This is a genomic window from Neobacillus terrae, assembly GCF_011393025.1.
Taxonomy (GTDB): domain Bacteria; phylum Bacillota; class Bacilli; order Bacillales; family Cytobacillaceae; genus Neobacillus_A; species Neobacillus_A terrae.
Genome location: NZ_JAAOEO010000004.1, coordinates 66669 through 82463 on the forward strand (window position 1 = coordinate 66669; position 15795 = coordinate 82463).

18 protein-coding genes are annotated in these 15795 nt (G+C 40.6%); 1 reads left to right on the forward strand and 17 read right to left on the reverse strand.

Annotated features, from left to right (window positions below):
• Positions 1 to 57: 57 nt before the first annotated feature.
• The 11 genes from G8761_RS06990 to rpsU all read right to left on the reverse strand — a co-directional run bounded on the left by G8761_RS06990 (position 58) and on the right by rpsU (position 8702).
• On the reverse strand, positions 58 to 447 hold the full coding sequence (locus tag G8761_RS06990; RefSeq protein ID WP_166025030.1) for a diacylglycerol kinase family protein: 390 nt from the start codon (positions 445 to 447) through the stop codon (positions 58 to 60).
• The gene (gene ybeY / locus G8761_RS06995) at positions 431 to 901 is read right to left on the reverse strand and encodes an rRNA maturation RNase YbeY (protein ID WP_166025032.1); all 471 of its coding nucleotides are present in this window, start codon (positions 899 to 901) and stop codon (positions 431 to 433) included. The genes G8761_RS06990 and ybeY overlap by 17 nt, the downstream gene beginning before the upstream one ends.
• Positions 898 to 3072, reverse strand: a complete 2175-nt coding sequence (locus G8761_RS07000; protein ID WP_166025034.1) for an HDIG domain-containing metalloprotein — start codon at positions 3070 to 3072, stop codon at positions 898 to 900. The genes ybeY and G8761_RS07000 overlap by 4 nt, the downstream gene beginning before the upstream one ends.
• A 157-nt stretch (positions 3073 to 3229) precedes the next feature.
• Positions 3230 to 4189 (reverse strand): PhoH family protein, encoded by a 960-nt coding sequence (locus G8761_RS07005; RefSeq protein WP_166025036.1) that lies wholly within the window; start codon positions 4187 to 4189, stop codon positions 3230 to 3232.
• On the reverse strand, positions 4182 to 5384 hold the full coding sequence (gene yqfD / locus G8761_RS07010) for a sporulation protein YqfD (RefSeq protein WP_166025038.1): 1203 nt from the start codon (positions 5382 to 5384) through the stop codon (positions 4182 to 4184). The genes G8761_RS07005 and yqfD overlap by 8 nt, the downstream gene beginning before the upstream one ends.
• Positions 5381 to 5680 carry a sporulation protein YqfC gene (gene yqfC, locus G8761_RS07015; protein WP_166025040.1) on the reverse strand — a complete coding sequence of 100 codons (300 nt, stop codon included), beginning with the start codon at positions 5678 to 5680 and terminating at the stop codon, positions 5381 to 5383. The genes yqfD and yqfC overlap by 4 nt, the downstream gene beginning before the upstream one ends.
• 84 nt (positions 5681 to 5764) lie before the next feature.
• Positions 5765 to 6139, reverse strand: coding sequence for a hypothetical protein (locus tag G8761_RS07020; RefSeq protein WP_166025042.1), 375 nt, complete (start codon positions 6137 to 6139; stop codon positions 5765 to 5767).
• 98 nt (positions 6140 to 6237) lie between these two features.
• Positions 6238 to 7224: a flotillin-like protein FloA gene (floA, locus tag G8761_RS07025; RefSeq protein ID WP_166025044.1), complete on the reverse strand. Its 987-nt coding sequence runs from the start codon at positions 7222 to 7224 to the stop codon at positions 6238 to 6240.
• Between the two features lie 11 nt (positions 7225 to 7235).
• Positions 7236 to 7889, reverse strand: coding sequence for an NfeD family protein (locus G8761_RS07030; protein ID WP_166025046.1), 654 nt, complete (start codon positions 7887 to 7889; stop codon positions 7236 to 7238).
• Positions 7890 to 8068: 179 nt separating this feature from the next.
• On the reverse strand, positions 8069 to 8512 hold the full coding sequence (locus G8761_RS07035; protein WP_166025048.1) for a GatB/YqeY domain-containing protein: 444 nt from the start codon (positions 8510 to 8512) through the stop codon (positions 8069 to 8071).
• A gap of 16 nt (positions 8513 to 8528) precedes the next feature.
• The gene (gene rpsU / locus G8761_RS07040) at positions 8529 to 8702 is read right to left on the reverse strand and encodes a 30S ribosomal protein S21 (RefSeq protein ID WP_007087607.1); all 174 of its coding nucleotides are present in this window, start codon (positions 8700 to 8702) and stop codon (positions 8529 to 8531) included.
• A 222-nt stretch (positions 8703 to 8924) separates the two neighbouring features.
• Between rpsU and G8761_RS07045 the strand changes: the two genes are divergently transcribed.
• Positions 8925 to 9842 (forward strand): Na/Pi symporter, encoded by a 918-nt coding sequence (locus G8761_RS07045; RefSeq protein ID WP_166025049.1) that lies wholly within the window; start codon positions 8925 to 8927, stop codon positions 9840 to 9842.
• 261 nt (positions 9843 to 10103) lie between these two features.
• Here G8761_RS07045 and deoC read toward each other — a convergent pair whose 3' ends face one another.
• The 6 genes from deoC to dnaJ all read right to left on the reverse strand — a co-directional run bounded on the left by deoC (position 10104) and on the right by dnaJ (position 15657).
• Positions 10104 to 10775, reverse strand: coding sequence for a deoxyribose-phosphate aldolase (deoC, locus tag G8761_RS07050; protein ID WP_166025050.1), 672 nt, complete (start codon positions 10773 to 10775; stop codon positions 10104 to 10106).
• 49 nt (positions 10776 to 10824) lie between these two features.
• Positions 10825 to 10971: a hypothetical protein gene (locus tag G8761_RS07055; protein ID WP_166025051.1), complete on the reverse strand. Its 147-nt coding sequence runs from the start codon at positions 10969 to 10971 to the stop codon at positions 10825 to 10827.
• Positions 10972 to 11313: 342 nt separating this feature from the next.
• Complete coding sequence (gene mtaB, locus G8761_RS07060; protein WP_166025052.1) at positions 11314 to 12666, reverse strand: tRNA (N(6)-L-threonylcarbamoyladenosine(37)-C(2))-methylthiotransferase MtaB; 1353 nt, start codon at positions 12664 to 12666, stop codon at positions 11314 to 11316.
• Between the two features lie 6 nt (positions 12667 to 12672).
• A complete protein-coding gene (locus tag G8761_RS07065; RefSeq protein WP_166025053.1) occupies positions 12673 to 13422 on the reverse strand; it encodes a 16S rRNA (uracil(1498)-N(3))-methyltransferase in 750 nt (249 codons plus the stop codon).
• A 135-nt stretch (positions 13423 to 13557) separates the two neighbouring features.
• Positions 13558 to 14499 (reverse strand): 50S ribosomal protein L11 methyltransferase, encoded by a 942-nt coding sequence (prmA, locus tag G8761_RS07070; RefSeq protein WP_166025055.1) that lies wholly within the window; start codon positions 14497 to 14499, stop codon positions 13558 to 13560.
• A 21-nt stretch (positions 14500 to 14520) separates the two neighbouring features.
• Positions 14521 to 15657 carry a molecular chaperone DnaJ gene (gene dnaJ, locus G8761_RS07075; protein ID WP_166025058.1) on the reverse strand — a complete coding sequence of 379 codons (1137 nt, stop codon included), beginning with the start codon at positions 15655 to 15657 and terminating at the stop codon, positions 14521 to 14523.
• Between the last annotated feature and the right edge of the window lie 138 nt (positions 15658 to 15795).

The window sequence follows — 15795 nt, forward strand, 5'->3', positions numbered from 1 at the left end:
CTGCCTTGTCATTTTAACGGAACATAATATCGTTTTCAAATGGACAAGAAAAAAAGCCTATAAAAAGGCGTTAATAATCTTAGGAAGAAAAATAAACATCCCGATTATAGCTGAAACAATGGAAAATACAAAAACTGCAGCTGCTGCAATATCCTTTGCCTGTTTTGCCAGAGGGTGAAAATCCTGTGTAACAAGGTCTACCACCCTTTCTATTGCCGTATTTATTAATTCCAATGAGATTGTTCCGCCAATAGCTATTATGATACAGACCCATTCCATTGATGAAATAGAAAATAAGAAAGACAGAAGGATAGCAATAAATGCCGCAAATAAATGAATGCGAATATTCCTTTCTGTCCTTAAGGCTGAAACAAGACCTGCTATGGCATATGAAAAAGACTTCCAAAGAGGGATAGGCTTAGTGGTTTTCCTACCGTCTAAGCCCATACTCGTCCAATATATCCTTTTGGAGTGAAAACATTTCTTTTTCATCTTCCTCATTTTCGTGGTCATACCCCAGGAGATGAAGGAAACCATGAACAGCCAGAAATCCGAGCTCACGCTCAAAAGAGTGGCCATATTCTTCAGCCTGATCTTTAGCTCTCTCAGTGGAGATTATAATATCCCCAAGTACACGAGGCAAATCAGCGCCAATTAATTCTATTTCACCATCTCCCATTTCCTCCATTGCAAACGAAATAACATCTGTAGGCCTGTCCTTTTCACGGTATTCCCGGTTAATTTCCTGTATCTTATCATTTGTTACAAAGGTAACTGAAAGTTCTGTGCCAGCTTCAACCTTTTGTTTTTCCGCTGCAAAATTCAGGAGCTTTTCAATCTCGCTAATATAGTCATCTGCTACCTGATTTGTTTCATCCATAAAGTCAATATTTAAATTCATGCTTCTTTCACCTTCTGTTTTGTTATTTCCGGATATTCAATCCTGGAGTGGAATATTCCTTTTAATGTTTCACATAGAGTATGGGCGACCACTTCAAGTTCTTTAAGTGTAAGTTCACATTCATTAAATTGCCCATCCTGCAGTTTATCAGCTGTAATAGACCTAACAAGCGATTCTATTTGCCCTGGGGTTGGCTGAGTCATTGAGCGTACAGCTGCTTCCACACTGTCTGCTATCCCAATAATGGCAATCTCTTTAGTTTGCGCTTTAGGCCCGGCATACCGATATTCTTTTTCTTTAATATCCGGATTAACCTGAGCTGCTTTGTGATAAAAAAATTTCAGCAGAGAAGTTCCATGATGCTGTTCTGCAATTTCGACAATTTCTTTAGGCATATGGTACTTTCTTAGGATTGCCCCTCCATCAGCTGCATGCGCTATAATAATTTGCGCACTTTTCTCCGGTGGCAGCCGATCATGGGGATTATCTCTGTTCAGCTGGTTTTCTATAAAAAAGAGGGGCCTTTTTGTTTTTCCTACATCGTGATAATAGCAGCCGACACGTGCAAGCAATCCATTGGCTCCGATAGCTTCACAGGCTGATTCAGCCAAATTGGCAACCATGACACTGTGATGATAGGTTCCAGGAGCCTCTGTCAGTATTTTTCTAAGTAAAGGATGATTCGGGTTTGAAAGTTCAATCAGCTTCATTGTTGATAAAATTCCAAAGCTAGCTTCAAAAAAAGGCAGAAATCCTATACATAAAACAGCAGACACTACTCCGGAAACAAGTGAAGCGATAATGAAAAAACCATATTCCATGCCGGAATACTGTCCATTCCGCAAAAACATAAGCGACAATAAAGTGATAAGATTGACTGCTGACGCAAAAAATCCCGCTTGCAAAATTTTTGATCTCTGGTTTTGAGTACTGAGAAACAAAACTCCGGCAAGTGAACTGAAGAGGATATAAATCCCTGCAGAAATATTTAAAGCCCCAGAAATCCCTTCATTAAAAATGATACTTCCGCATACGGCCATAATGATGGAAATAAAAACAGCCAGCTTCTCATCAATCAGAATTTTGATAAGCATTCCGCACATAGCGGCGGGAAAGATATAGCTAATTTCGGTGTAATTAAGCTCATGAAGCAGACTGACCATTTTCATTAAGAAAATGGAAAGCGTAAATATCAATCCAAAAAGGAGTAAAAATGTCTGTCTTTTATCAGGGTCCGTCTTCAGCTGATTAAAATAATAATAAATAATGGAAAGAATTAGCCCTATTAAAAAAGCAAGACCAATATATGGTTTTAGCGATTTATCAATATTAAGAAATCCTGCAAGCTTTAATTGGCGATATTTATCCCTGGTAATCAATTCACCTTCTTCAACAATAATCTGTCCCTGAAGGATCTTTACAGGTTCCACATTTTCAGCGGCCTGCTTTCGCAGTTCCTCCGTTGCTTCCGGATCATAAAATTCATTTTGAACAATAGCATATCGGCCAAGCTCAATAGCAGAGTTTTTTAGAGGTCCATCAAGTGTTGTATATTTTAATTCTTCCTCTACTCTCTTTTTAGCATTTTCCACATCGTCAGCTGAAATTCTTTTACTCATAATATTGTTGATGGCTGTTACTGTTAAATCCTTCGCAATTGCTAAGTCTTCCTTGTTTGCCTGCATTAAACTCAGGAATACCTCATCTGGAATATCCTTGGTTACACCTTCAGTAAGCTTCTCTTTAAGTCGGGCAGCCTTTTCAGAGGGAACAGGTTCTATTGGCCTGGAAGAAGCATCTCCACCCTCCGCAGCTTTCTTTTGCATCTCATCTTTAATATCTTCATTTACTTCACTCGCTGATTCGAAAATGGATGTAATTAAATCTACTCTGTTCTGAGTGTATTCTTTTTTTAGAATTAGAACATCCTGTACTTGGTCGAGTGCTTCCTTTCTTTTTTTCTCGGTGCTAAGCTTATCCTCAACTGTTCCTGGTGACCGAATCGTTTTTTCAGCCACTTTAAACAGGCTAAGGTCAAGCTTCTCTGGTCTGACATTGCTGAACATTGCTATATAGAGTAGTACACCCAAAGTTAGAAAAAATAAAACACGAAAAAAAGTGAAATCAAGCAGCTTTCTTATTTTTATGAAATTCTGCCGTATTTTATCCACCAGGGTATCCCTCCAACGTCTTTGCGCCATTCTTTATGTAAAATCATAACAGTTTTTCTTCCAACTTTCACCTTAAAAAAGAAATCAAGCATTGCCACACATATTTTGAGCAAAAAGAAAAGGCCGCTCGAATACTGAACAGCCCAGGGTGTAATTTCTATAAATTTTTCTCGTAAGCGTCAATAATTCTGGCAACCAGCGGATGGCGAACAACATCACTTTTATCAAGATAAATAAAAGAAATTCCCTTTACATCCTTTAAGATTTCCTCCGCTACAATCAGTCCGGATTTAACACCTTTTGGAAGGTCTACCTGAGAACGGTCACCTGTAATGACCATTCGTGAACTGAAACCAAGACGGGTCAGGAACATTTTCATTTGTGCGTGAGTCGTATTTTGGGCCTCATCCAGAATAACAAATGCTTCGTCCAGTGTCCGTCCTCTCATATAAGCTAACGGAGCGATTTCAATCGTTCCCCTCTCAATAAGCCTTTGGGTATGCTCCATGCCTAAAACGTCATGAAGAGCGTCGTAGAGCGGTCTTAAATAAGGATCCACCTTCTCCTTTAGGTCTCCCGGAAGAAAACCAAGACTTTCACCCGCCTCGACAGCTGGGCGTGTAAGGATAATCTTGTTGACATGTCCATTTCGCAGGGCATTCACTGCCATAATAACAGCTAAATAGGTTTTACCGGTACCGGCAGGCCCTATGCTAAAAACCAGGTCATTTTCTTTGAGTGCAGATATATAAAGGCGCTGTCCAAGCGTTTTAATCCTAATGGACTTTCCTTTTACTGTTTTTGCAATTTCTTCTTCATAAAGATTTTCAAAATATTCAAGTGTTCCTTTTTGCGCCATCTGAACAGCGTAAGTAACATCTCTCTGGCTAATGCTGACTCCTTTTCGTATAACAAAAAGTAATCTGTCAAGCACCCGGCTTGCGAGTTCCACATCTTCAGTTTCTCCAGACAGGCTGAGGGATTCTCCACGGGTAACGATTGTAACTTTAAGGTTTTCTTCAATGATTTTAAGGTTTGAATCGGAAGTTCCAAAGAGTGTCATTGCCTCATTTGGATTTTCAAGCTGCACATTGATGGTTTCTAACTTTTCAGTCATTCATTAGGTCTCCTTGGGTTATGGGTTGTCCTTTTGCAATATTTTCGTAAATCTGAAAGTGAATTGATAATGTTACTTTACCATTCTGAAATGCCTCATGTAAAATTTTTGCGTCCTTAATCGTAGCATCTTCATCAAGTCGCTTTTTTATATCTTTTTTTGCAATTTCCATTGCTACTTTAATGCCTTCCTCGTTTGAATACGTTCGGATAATGTCCTCTTTCTCGCGAAAAGTCCTATTTACATAGGAAATTGGCAAGCTCCATTTAAAAAAGTGTATAGCATGTTCATTCTTTTCTGTCTCATATTCCTTAAACTTCACCTTTTGAAAACCCCATATAGGCACTTCGAATTTTCCAATTAAAAGTGAATGTTTTTGCTGCTCTTTCCCGTTATAAACTTTAAAGCGGGTTTGCAGCGGCAATTCAACATAACTTTTATACCAGGTTTCTCCAAGTATTTCACCCTTGGCTGCAACAGCCTGCATAGGACCGTCTTCTTTGCCGATTAAACCCGAAACAAGAAGCTGCCCTGCCTCAACATGATCATTTATATCAACTACCGGTTTCCCTCTTTCAACAAACCTCTTTACAATAATTGCTTTCTTTTTAGCAATAAGATTCTGAGGTGCCAAAACTTTCGGGTCCTTGGGCTGTTTTTTTTCTACAACCTGAAAATGATAGGTTGTCCCCTTTAATTCCACACCTACCCATGTGATAGCGCCAATATTATTGGTAAGCTTACGTTGTATACTTTCTACACTATCTATTGAAAATTGAAACTTTCCAACTTTTATTCCCATTTGGTCCAATTCCTTGCGTATTTTATATTCGGTTGCAGGCTTGGCCCCCTTTATTTCAATCCCCCATATACTGTTGGATAGAATAATAATTATGAGGAAAAAGGCAACAGCGCCCAGAAAAAAGCCGCTGTTTTTAAAGATTCTTTTAACAAGAAATGGGGCTCCATTTCGTCTTAAAAAGCCAATAGAGCAATCACTGTGTCTGGCATACCTTCTTATTTGCAGAGCATCCTGCAGCCTCATTGTAAATGTAGCAGTGCCGCTTCCATGTCTTTTAACATTCCATACATGCAATCCGTTACGAATAAGTACATTTAAGAATCTCTCTATTCCCTTTCCTTCAACCCTTACAGTTACACTCCCATAAAAAAATTCAAGCCACTGGTTCTTCATTTTTGTCCCCCTATTTCATTTAAATAAATGACTTGATCTATTTTTCCTTCCAATAAAATTTCTTCAGGTAAAATGGTCCTTATTACTAAGGCCTTTCCCTTTATTAAAAGCTGCCCCTGCTTTAAAAGCAGCCTTACTTCACTGTCAGTAAACCCCAATAAACCTCTGTGGTTTTCAATATATACGTGTATTTGTCCGATCATCGTGATCCGGGGTAAATCCATCATGACATCTTGAGGAAGATCCATTTTATCTGCCATCCAATTGCGAATACGTTGGCCCCATTTTTTTGCCATAAAAAAAGAACCCCCTTTCATCTCATATGTATGAAATGAAAGAAGGTTCTAGCACCATTTTTCTATGGAAAAATAGTGGGGTATTCAATGGCGTTTCTGAAAAAAGGACTGTTTGGACCGGGCTGGGCCCAAAATTTCAGACCATATAATTGCATTTACAAGGCTCTGTTTATCAACATGCAGGGAAGGATTGTCAGCCCCTTTTTCCTCTGCCCCTTTGGAAGTAATTTCATTTTTACTGATAGATGGTTTTCGTTCTGTTTCCCTTTTTTTCTCGTTGTATTCTTTTTCAAGACTGTTTTGCAGCTCCCTATCCTGCCATGTTTGGGATGAAGCTGCAGGAGCATGACGTTTTTGCTGCTGAGGTTTCTTTGAGGGTAAAGGGTCAATTATTTCCTTTATTTCCGAAAAAAATGATCGGGTCCCCTTTTTCTTACGTGCTGCATTATCTTTTTTCATGCTGAAAATAGCTGAAATTACAATTATAACTAAGATTACTAAACCTTCCAGGAAGCTCTCCTCCCTTCTGAGGCAGAACATGATTAAGTAGTAAGCAATTATTGCCCATCCTTTTTATCACCAGTCATTTTTCCGATGGAACCTCTCATATCGGTATCAGCAGATATATTTTTATAATTCATATAATCCATGACGCCCATATTTCCAGATTTTAGCGCTTCCGCCATGGCAAGTGGCACCTCGGCTTCGGCTTCTACCACTTTTGCTCTCATTTCCTGGACTTTCGCCTTCATTTCCTGCTCTGTTGCAACAGCCATAGCCCTGCGTTCTTCTGCCTTTGCCTGTGCTATCTTTTTATCTGCTTCGGCCTGCTCTGTCTGAAGTTCAGCTCCAATATTTTTGCCGATATCCACATCCGCTATATCAATAGATAGGATTTCAAAGGCTGTTCCTGCGTCAAGCCCTTTTGACAAAACTGTTTGAGAAATCAAGTCTGGATTTTCAAGAACTTTACTATGGCTATCGGAGGAGCCAATAGTGGAAACCACCCCTTCACCAACACGTGCAACTACCGTTTCTTCACCTGCCCCGCCTACTAAACGCTCAATATTGGCGCGGACAGTTATTCTTGCTTTAGCCTTGACTTCAATTCCGTTCATTGCAACGCCAGCAATAAAAGGAGTTTCAATAACCTTCGGGTTTACACTCATTTGTACGGCCTCAAGAACATCCCTGCCTGCAAGGTCGATAGCTGCACAACGTTCAAACGATAATTCTATATTGGCTCGATGTGCAGCAATAAGTGCGTTGACAACCCTGTCTACGTTACCGCCTGCTAAATAGTGGCTTTCAAGCTGGTTTGTGGTTACATTCAGCCCCGCTTTATGAGCCTTAATGAGTGGATTAATAACACGGCTCGGCGTTACACGGCGAAGCCTCATTCCAATCAGAGTAAAAATGCTGATTCGCACTCCGGCAGCCAATGCTGAAATCCATAGCATGACAGGTACAAAAGACAAAAGAACCCCAAGCAGTATGATACCGACAATAATAATAGCAATTAAAAATACAGTTTCAGTACCCATTTAATTACCCCCTATTTTTTGGAAAGCTTATCTTCTATTTCTCTAACCACAATCCTTGCACCCTCTACCTTTATCACTTTTATGGGACAGTCCTGGGGAATATAGCTGCCCTCAGTCACAACTGTGATTCTTTCTTTATTAAAAACACCCGTTCCTGAGGGTCTGAGAACGGTCAGGGCTCTTCCTTCCTGGCCCAGAAGTTCAGTCCGGTTAACGTTAGAAACGTATCCATCTTCCTTTCTTGCCGCATCCATTAGAACCATACGGTTAAAAAGAACCATTTTTCGGTGAAATACCTTTATTAATAAAATGAAAAGCACAATGGAAAAAAATAAAGCAATAATAATAGATATGGCCATTTGGAATGTGTTTTCTCCCGCCCAAAACAGGCTTCCTACTAATGCAGCTATGCCGGCTGTTCCGGCAACTGCTCCAGGAAGAAAAAACTCTAGAAATATAAGAACAATTCCAGCGATAAACAATAAAAGTGTTCCTGTTCCGGCAAGGCCTGCGGCAAAATGCCCGTAAAAAAATAAAATAAGTGCTGCCATCCCTACTAAACCAGGCAATCCGATACGGGGAGAAAAAATCTCAAGTACCATAGCCATCCCAGCAATAGTCAATAAAACCGTAATTGTTATGGGATCCGTTATCCAGCCAGCCATAAACCGGCCTCCTTCCTTATCCTGACAATAATATTTACGTAAAAAGGTTCGGAAAGTTTCGCAAAAATTAAATTTATTTTTCCATTAAAGAGGAAACAAAGCAATAAATAAATTATTTAATAGTATGTAAAAAGTGAAAAACCGCAAGCATATGCTTGCGGCTTTGTTGTTGTCGGTTTTTATGATAGGTGTTGTTGTACAAGTTTATTTACAAGTGATCCATCTGCTTTGCCTTTAACTTTAGGCATTATAGCAGCCATCACTTTCCCTATATCTGCTTTTGATTTTGCACCTGTTTCTTCAATCGTTTCTTTTACAATTCCTGAAACCTCTTTTTCAGAAAGCTGTTCTGGCATGTAAAGTTCTACAATTGCAATTTCAGTCTGCAATTTTTCAACCAGGTCAGGACGACCGGCTTTATCAAATTCGTTGAGGGAGTCTTTGCGTTGTTTCATTTCGCGAGAAAGGACAGTCAATTCCTCTTCTTCGGATAAATCTCTGCCAAGCTTGATCGCTTCATTCTGCATCGAGGTTTTAATCATCCGAATAACGGAGAGTTTGTCTTTGTCTTTGTTTTTCATCGCTTGCTTCATTTCATTATTTAAACGCTCGAGAAGACTCAATTAATTACACCCTCTCTTAGAACTTACGTTTTCTGGCTGCTTCTGACTTCTTTTTACGTTTTACACTAGGCTTTTCGTAGAATTCGCGCTTTCTAGCTTCTTGCAAAGTACCAGTTTTAGAAACTGTACGTTTGAAGCGACGAAGAGCATCTTCAAGCGATTCGTTTTTACGAACGACGGTTTTAGACATTCTCTTTCCCTCCCTCCGAACACAACACACTCACATCAGAGACATGGTTTTCCATGTACTTTGCAATTATAATATAACCGCGTGGCAAGGTCAACTGAAAAAGCATAATAGATGCCTCTTTATACATATTTTTTTAACAACTATATTTAGTACTTAATTTTTTTAATGGCATGTCCCGGCTTGTCCTGAAATAAGCTTTAAACAGGGAGGGGCTGGACATTTATGCTTTATCTTTTATTATTCATTTTATGTATCGGTTTATTTATATTTGGAATGACCATTGTCAGGATTGGCATGTTCAATTTATCTGCAGATAAACTAAAGACTTGGCTGAGGAAACTTACCAGCACGCCATTAAAGGGCATGTTAACAGGTACCTTTATTACAGCTCTTGTCCAAAGCAGTTCGACTGTCATGGTACTCACCATTGGTTTAATCTCTGCAAAGATTATGACCTTTCCGCAGTCAATTGGGATTATTCTCGGAACCAATATTGGAACAACATTTAAAACGGAACTAATTACTTTTAATCTTGATCACGCGCTAATTCCACTTGCAGTCACAGGTGCCGTTTTAATTTTATTGAAAAATAGAACCGCTAGAAGTATAGGAATGCTGATATTTGGAATTGCCTCCGTATTCACAGCCATGAAGGGGTTTGAGTCATTATCCGGGCCATTAACGAATGTCCCTTTTATCCATAAAAGTCTGTTGTCCTTAAATGGCAGCATTTTTTTCAGTGTCGCCGCCGGGGCGATTTTAACCTCCATTATTCAATCAAGTACAGCAATGACGGGAATTGCTATGGGCTTTTTAACGGGAGGAATTCTGAATTTGGAAGCAGGAATAGCTGTTATGCTCGGTGCAAATATAGGAACTTGCATTACAGCCCTGGCCGCAGCAATTGGAAGCGGAGAAGAAGCAAAACTGGCTGCTTTTGCACACGTCTGGCTGAATGTATTTGGTGTTCTAGCTTTCATCCCTCTGATCACTTGGCTTGCCAATATCGCTCCTGCGCTCGCATCCAGTAAGGATGTTCAGCTGGCTCATATAAGTGTTATCTTTAATGTAGCAACTTCAATAATCATGCTTCCTTTTGCAAATAAGTTTGGATACTTTATCATGAGGCTTCATAAATAAGAAACTGAATAGACGACATGCAGCTTTGCGACGAGATGAACATTAGCTACCTTTGAATCAGCTATGGCGCAGGAGCACTTCCAAAGTCCGATGTTGACTTATCGTAGGGAGAACATTAGCTGCACCAAGTATCACCTACGGTCATACTTGATGCAAGATACTCAAAGTTGCTTTTCAAGGTTGAAAACTCGCTGGGAGCTGGAGCTGGACAATTATAAAGACGGCCGATACGCCGTCTTTTTTGAATATCTATTGCTAACATCAGTAGTCCGTATCCCCCTGCATTCCTTTGACGATTGCAACACCGGCACTTGCCCCAATCCTCGTTGCACCTGCTTCAATCATTTTTTCTGTATCCTCAGTGTTTCTCACTCCCCCTGAAGCTTTAACGCCAATATTGGGACCTACAGTTTTTCTCATTAAAGCTATATCTTCTATGGTAGCCCCACCTGTCGAAAAACCAGTGGATGTTTTGACATAGTCGGCCCCTGCTTTAACAGCTAGCTGGCAAGCTTTGACCTTTTCTTCTTCATTAAGCAGAGATGTTTCAATTATAACCTTCGATAATGCCCTTCCTCTCGCCGCATCTACAACAGCGCGTATATCTTTTTCAACCAATTCATCATTTCCATCCTTAAGGGCACCGATATTTATTACCATGTCTACCTCTTGAGCTCCCTTTTCAATGGCATCCCTAGCTTCAAATTCCTTCGTCTCTGTGGTTGTCGCTCCTAAAGGGAAGCCAATAACAGTGCACACCTTTACGTTGCTGTTCTGGAGCAGTTTATAAGCGGCTGCAACCCATGTGGGATTTACACATACAGACGCAAACTGATACTCTCTGGCTTCCTCACAAAGCTTTTCAATCTGGTTTTTAGTTGCATCGGCTTTCAAAAGTGTATGGTCAATCATTCCGGCGATATTATTGTTCATTTGTCATCCTCCTTGGCGATATAGTTTTTCTTATTTACTATACCCAAAACTAAACGGCAGAAATATAAACTTTTTGTTCTCTTTTAATGACCTTGTTAACTGTGTCCTGATGAGTTTTTTGGAGGTACGCAACGTCTGTTAAAAGAGATGAAAGGCTAAAGTCACCACTTCCTGTGGCAATGCCGTTCTGACCCACTTCCTTTTGGGTCTCCTTTTCCTCGGATGAAATGCCAGCCTCCTCGCTGTTGCCTCCCTATGGATTCTTGTGATCCTGTTTTTTCGCAAGAAATCATTCAGACTCGCTTACAAGTTTTTTTACCTTCCCCTGTCAAAATAACTCCCCGCATCCAGGCTCGCTTATAAGGTTTTTACCTTCCCCTGTCAAAATAACTCCCCGCATCCAGGCTCGCTTATAAGGTTTTTACCTTCCCCTGTCAGAATAAGAGCTGCATTCAGACTTGCTTGTGACTTTTCACTGTCCGAAGAGAACCTGCCTATAAAACAAAAATACCGCTCCCCAAAAGGAACGGCATGTTCTTTAAATAACAGCTTCTGCTTTTTCAAATGAGTCATCCATAACACGGACAAATTGCCCTTTGTTATATGGATAACCCGCTTTGGTGATTTTAACTTTAACAATTTGGCCGACCATTTCCTCTGTAGCAGGAAAAACAACCTTCAGATAGTTGTCAGTGTAACCAACATACAACCCTGAATTGGCCTCTTCTTTATATTCCTCTTCCGGAATTACTTCAAGTACTTCATTTTCAAAATGTGAAGCATATTCCTTGGCAAGCTGATCGGAGAGTGAAATGAGGCGGTGTACCCTCTCGTTTTTCACTTCTTCATCTACTTGGTCGTCCATTCTTGCTGCTGGAGTTCCGGTTCGCTTGGAATAAGGGAAAACGTGAAGTTCCGAGAATTTATGTTCTTTTATAAAATTATATGTTTCCATAAATTCTTCTTCTGTTTCACCAGGGAATCCAACGATAACATCAGAAGTAACGGCAAGACCAGGAAGAGCTTCCTTCAAGCGCTCCAGTCTTTCTCCGAAAAACTCCATTGTATATTTGCGGCGCATTCTCTTTAAAACAGTATTAGAACCGGATTGAATTGGTATATGCAGGTGGCGGACAATGATTTTCGAATCATTAATCACTTCAATGACTTCGTCTGTAATTTGGCTGGCTTCAATTGAAGAAATTCGAAGGCGTTTAAGGCCTTTAACTTCTGCTTCTAGCTCTTTAAGGAGCTTAGCCAGATTGTAATCCTTCATGTCTTCGCCATAACCGCCTGTATGAATACCAGTCAGGACAATCTCTTTATAGCCGGCATCAACCAGCTGTTGCGCCTGGCGGATAACCTCTTGTGGATCACGGGATCTCATTAAGCCGCGCGCCCATGGGATTATGCAGAAAGTACAGAAATTATTACAGCCTTCCTGAATTTTCAAAGAGGCACGGGTACGGTCTGTAAAAGCTGGCACATCCAATTCTTCATAGACACGGTTTTTCATAATATTACGCACGCCATTGATTGGCTGGCGTTCCTGCTTATATTGCTCAATATATCCCAGCATTTTTACACGGTCCTGTGTACCGACGACAATGTCTACACCAGGTATAGCCATTATTTCTGCAGGAGAGGTTTGAGCATAGCAGCCAGTTACACAAATAACGGCATCAGGGTTTTTTCTTACTGCTCTCCTGATAACCTGACGGCTTTTTTTATCACCTGTATTAGTAACAGTACATGTGTTGATTATATATACATCAGAGGATGATTCGAAATCTACCCTCTCGTAACCTTCTTGCTTAAACAATTGCCAGATGGCTTCAGTTTCATAGTGGTTCACCTTGCATCCGAGAGTATGAAACGCAACTGTTGGCATGTAAACTCACCCCATTAATTCAAAATGATAGGAAATTGCTCCAAGCGTATATAGCGGGGCAGTTTCCGTACGAAGGATCCTGGGACCCAATCCGCATGTTTGAAAACCATATTCTTTTAGCATCAAAATTTCCTGGTCCGTTAAGCCGCCTTCAGGGCCAAAAACGATCATAAGAGATTCGCCTTTTTTCATACTGGAAAGACTGGAAGAGAATACAGAAACTTCGCCGTTTCTGCTTTCATCCTCAAATGCAGCCAATTTAAGATCATAGGCTTTGCTTTTTTGAAGCATCTCTTTGAAGCTTAATGGATAAAGAACCTCAGGAATATGATTTCGATGAGACTGTTCTGCGGCTTCCTTTGCAATTTTTTGCCAGCGTTCAACTTTTTTTGCCGCCTTCTTCTCTTCCCATTTTACAACGGAGCGGACAGCAGCAAAAGGGACAAATTCATAAGCTCCCAGTTCTGTTCCTTTTTGGATAATCCACTCCAGCTTGTCCCCTTTAGGCAGACCGCTAACAATTGTAACATTTACAGGAAGTTCGGATGTTTCATCAATCCATTGTACTACGTTTGCTGCTACTTGTTCATCGGTAATTTCTGCAATCTCGCAAACAGCACTTTTCCCGTTTGGATCAACACAAATAATTTTATCTCCTGGCCCCATCCTCATCACTTTCAGAATATGATGCCGGTCCTCGTCACCAAGGACAAACCGCTGATTGCTAACCGATTGTTTTACAAAGTATCGCTGCATACGCTGCACCCCACTTCAATCTAAAAACCTAAAGTAAATTTATTTTACTAAAAAATAGAAATAAAAGCCAAACCATGAAAACACAAGTCCAAAACAGAAACAAAGAGGGGTAATACACTACCCCTCACAGCAACCTTATTTTCTTCTTGCAATAAGAGCTACCCAGTCTTCCATTAAAATCGTTTCTGTAATCTCAAATCCTGATTCTACCAGAGCATCTTTTACTTGATCCTTTTTCTGGTTAATGATTCCCGAAGCAATGAAGTAACCATTTTGTTTTACAACCTTGGCTACATCATCAGTAAAACGCAGGATAACCTCGGCAAGAATGTTTGCTACTACTACATCTGCAGAATCCCCTATAACTCCATCGAGCAGGTTATTCTGTGAAACGGAAGCAACCTGATGAACCTTATTAAGCTTCAAATTCAGTCTTGCACTCGTAACTGCAACTTCATCAAGGTCAAATGCGCGGACTTCTTTTGCGCCGAGCATAGCAGCTGCAATACTCAAAACGCCAGAGCCAGTTCCTACATCAATTACATAATCACCCATATTCACCGTTCTTTCAAGTGCCTGGATGCACATTACTGTTGTAGGATGGGTTCCTGTTCCAAAAGCCATTCCGGGATCCAGCTCGATAATCAATTCGTCACTGTTTACCGGGCTGTATTCCTCCCATGTAGGAACAATCGTGAATTTCTCAGATATTTTTACCGGGTGGTAATATTTCTTCCAGGCTGTAGCCCATTCCTCTTCATTGACTTCGCTTATTGTTACTTTATTTAAACCTATATCTATATTGTGAATGATTAGATTATTAATCGAATCTTTTATCTCTTCAACTGTTTCCCCAAGAAAGCTATTAACTGGCAAATAAGCCTTCACGATAACGCCTTCTTCAGGATAATCGTTTGGATCGAGTTGGTAGATTTCGCCGAATTGATCTTCCCGCTCCTTAATAAGTTCAAATGGATCTTCAATAACGACTCCACTTGCGCCAGCATCATGCAAAATATGAGAAATCGGCTCAACCGCTTCATTTGTGGTATGAATACTAAATTCGGACCATTTCATCTCTGCCAACTCCAATCCTTATCAATCAACTTTAAATGCTCTTTTCACCTTTGAAAAAAAACTTTTCTCATGGTCCCCTAGTGGTACAGTACCGCTAATCTCTGCAAATTCCTTTAAGAGCTGCTTTTGTTTATCGGACAATTTAGTAGGTGTTAAAACCCTTACTTTTACATGCTGATCGCCTGTTCCGTAGCCGCGTACATTCGGAATTCCTTTCCCAGCCAAACGGAAAATTTTTCCTGTTTGGGTACCTGCAGGAATCTTGAGCTTAACCTTTCCATGCAACGTTGGAACTTCAATCTCATCACCAAGCGACGCCTGAACAAAGGTAATAGGCATTTCACATGCAATGTCATCGCCGTGTCTTTCAAAAAACTCGTGGTGTTTTACATGGAACACAATATAAAGGTCTCCTGCCGGGCCACCGTTTATACCCGGTTCACCCTGGCCAGTCATCCTTAGCTGCTGACCGTCATCAATTCCAGCCGGAACTTTGACGCGTACAGTTCTCCGTTTTCTTACTTTACCTGCGCCTCCGCAAGTGGAGCATTTATGTTTTATCTCTTTGCCTGTACCATTACAATGGTGGCAGACTCTGCGATTAACAATCCGTCCAAATGGAGTATTTTGTTCAATATTCAGCTGGCCTGTACCATGGCAATGCTGACATGTTTCCGGCTTAGTTCCAGGCTTTGCTCCAGTACCGCCGCACGTCTCGCAATTCTCTTCGCGAGGTATTTCAATATCAGTCTCTTTTCCAAAGGCAGCCTCTTCAAAGGAAATAGTCATATCATATTGAAGGTCTGCTCCCTGTCTTGGAGCATTCGGATCGCGGCGTCTGCCTCCGCCCCCACCGCCAAAGAAGGTATTGAAAATATCTTCAAAACCTCCGAAACCGCCAAAATCTCCGCCACCGCCGAAACCGCCAAATCCCTGGTTCGGATCTGTATGTCCAAATTGGTCATAGTGAGCGCGGCTTTGGTCATCACTTAATGTTTCGTAGGCCTCTTTTACTTCTTTAAATTTCTCGGCTGCATCCGGCTCTTTATTAATGTCTGGATGGTATTTCTTTGAAAGCTTGCGATATGCTTTCTTGATTTCATCCTTAGAAGCACTCTTTTCTATTCCCAGCACTTCATAGTAATCCCTCTTACTCATGATTACCACTCCCAAATCTTCACATAAAGATTATTGTAACACTGTACGCATAAATAAGGCAACAAAAGAACAAAGGAATTTTCTTGTCTAACCTATTGACTGCCCTTTGCTGCGATCATTCTTTTTAAATACTTACAC

Bases quoted from the DNA above. Each gene is read 5' to 3' on its own strand.
- G8761_RS06990 (WP_166025030.1), bottom strand. From the start codon at position 447: ATGGGCTTAGACGGTAGGAAAACCACTAAGCCTATCCCTCTTTGGAAG.
- ybeY (WP_166025032.1), bottom strand. From the start codon at position 901: ATGAATTTAAATATTGACTTTATGGATGAAACAAATCAGGTAGCAGAT.
- G8761_RS07005 (WP_166025036.1), bottom strand. From the start codon at position 4,189: ATGACTGAAAAGTTAGAAACCATCAATGTGCAGCTTGAAAATCCAAAT.
- yqfD (WP_166025038.1), bottom strand. From the start codon at position 5,384: ATGAAGAACCAGTGGCTTGAATTTTTTTATGGGAGTGTAACTGTAAGG.
- yqfC (WP_166025040.1), bottom strand. From the start codon at position 5,680: ATGGCAAAAAAATGGGGCCAACGTATTCGCAATTGGATGGCAGATAAA.
- G8761_RS07020 (WP_166025042.1), bottom strand. From the start codon at position 6,139: ATGAAAAAAGATAATGCAGCACGTAAGAAAAAGGGGACCCGATCATTT.
- floA (WP_166025044.1), bottom strand. From the start codon at position 7,224: ATGGGTACTGAAACTGTATTTTTAATTGCTATTATTATTGTCGGTATC.
- G8761_RS07030 (WP_166025046.1), bottom strand. From the start codon at position 7,889: ATGGCTGGCTGGATAACGGATCCCATAACAATTACGGTTTTATTGACT.
- rpsU (WP_007087607.1), bottom strand. From the start codon at position 8,702: ATGTCTAAAACCGTCGTTCGTAAAAACGAATCGCTTGAAGATGCTCTT.
- G8761_RS07045 (WP_166025049.1), top strand. From the start codon at position 8,925: ATGCTTTATCTTTTATTATTCATTTTATGTATCGGTTTATTTATATTT.
- deoC (WP_166025050.1), bottom strand. From the start codon at position 10,775: ATGAACAATAATATCGCCGGAATGATTGACCATACACTTTTGAAAGCC.
- mtaB (WP_166025052.1), bottom strand. From the start codon at position 12,666: ATGCCAACAGTTGCGTTTCATACTCTCGGATGCAAGGTGAACCACTAT.
- G8761_RS07065 (WP_166025053.1), bottom strand. From the start codon at position 13,422: ATGCAGCGATACTTTGTAAAACAATCGGTTAGCAATCAGCGGTTTGTC.
- prmA (WP_166025055.1), bottom strand. From the start codon at position 14,499: ATGAAATGGTCCGAATTTAGTATTCATACCACAAATGAAGCGGTTGAG.
- dnaJ (WP_166025058.1), bottom strand. From the start codon at position 15,657: ATGAGTAAGAGGGATTACTATGAAGTGCTGGGAATAGAAAAGAGTGCT.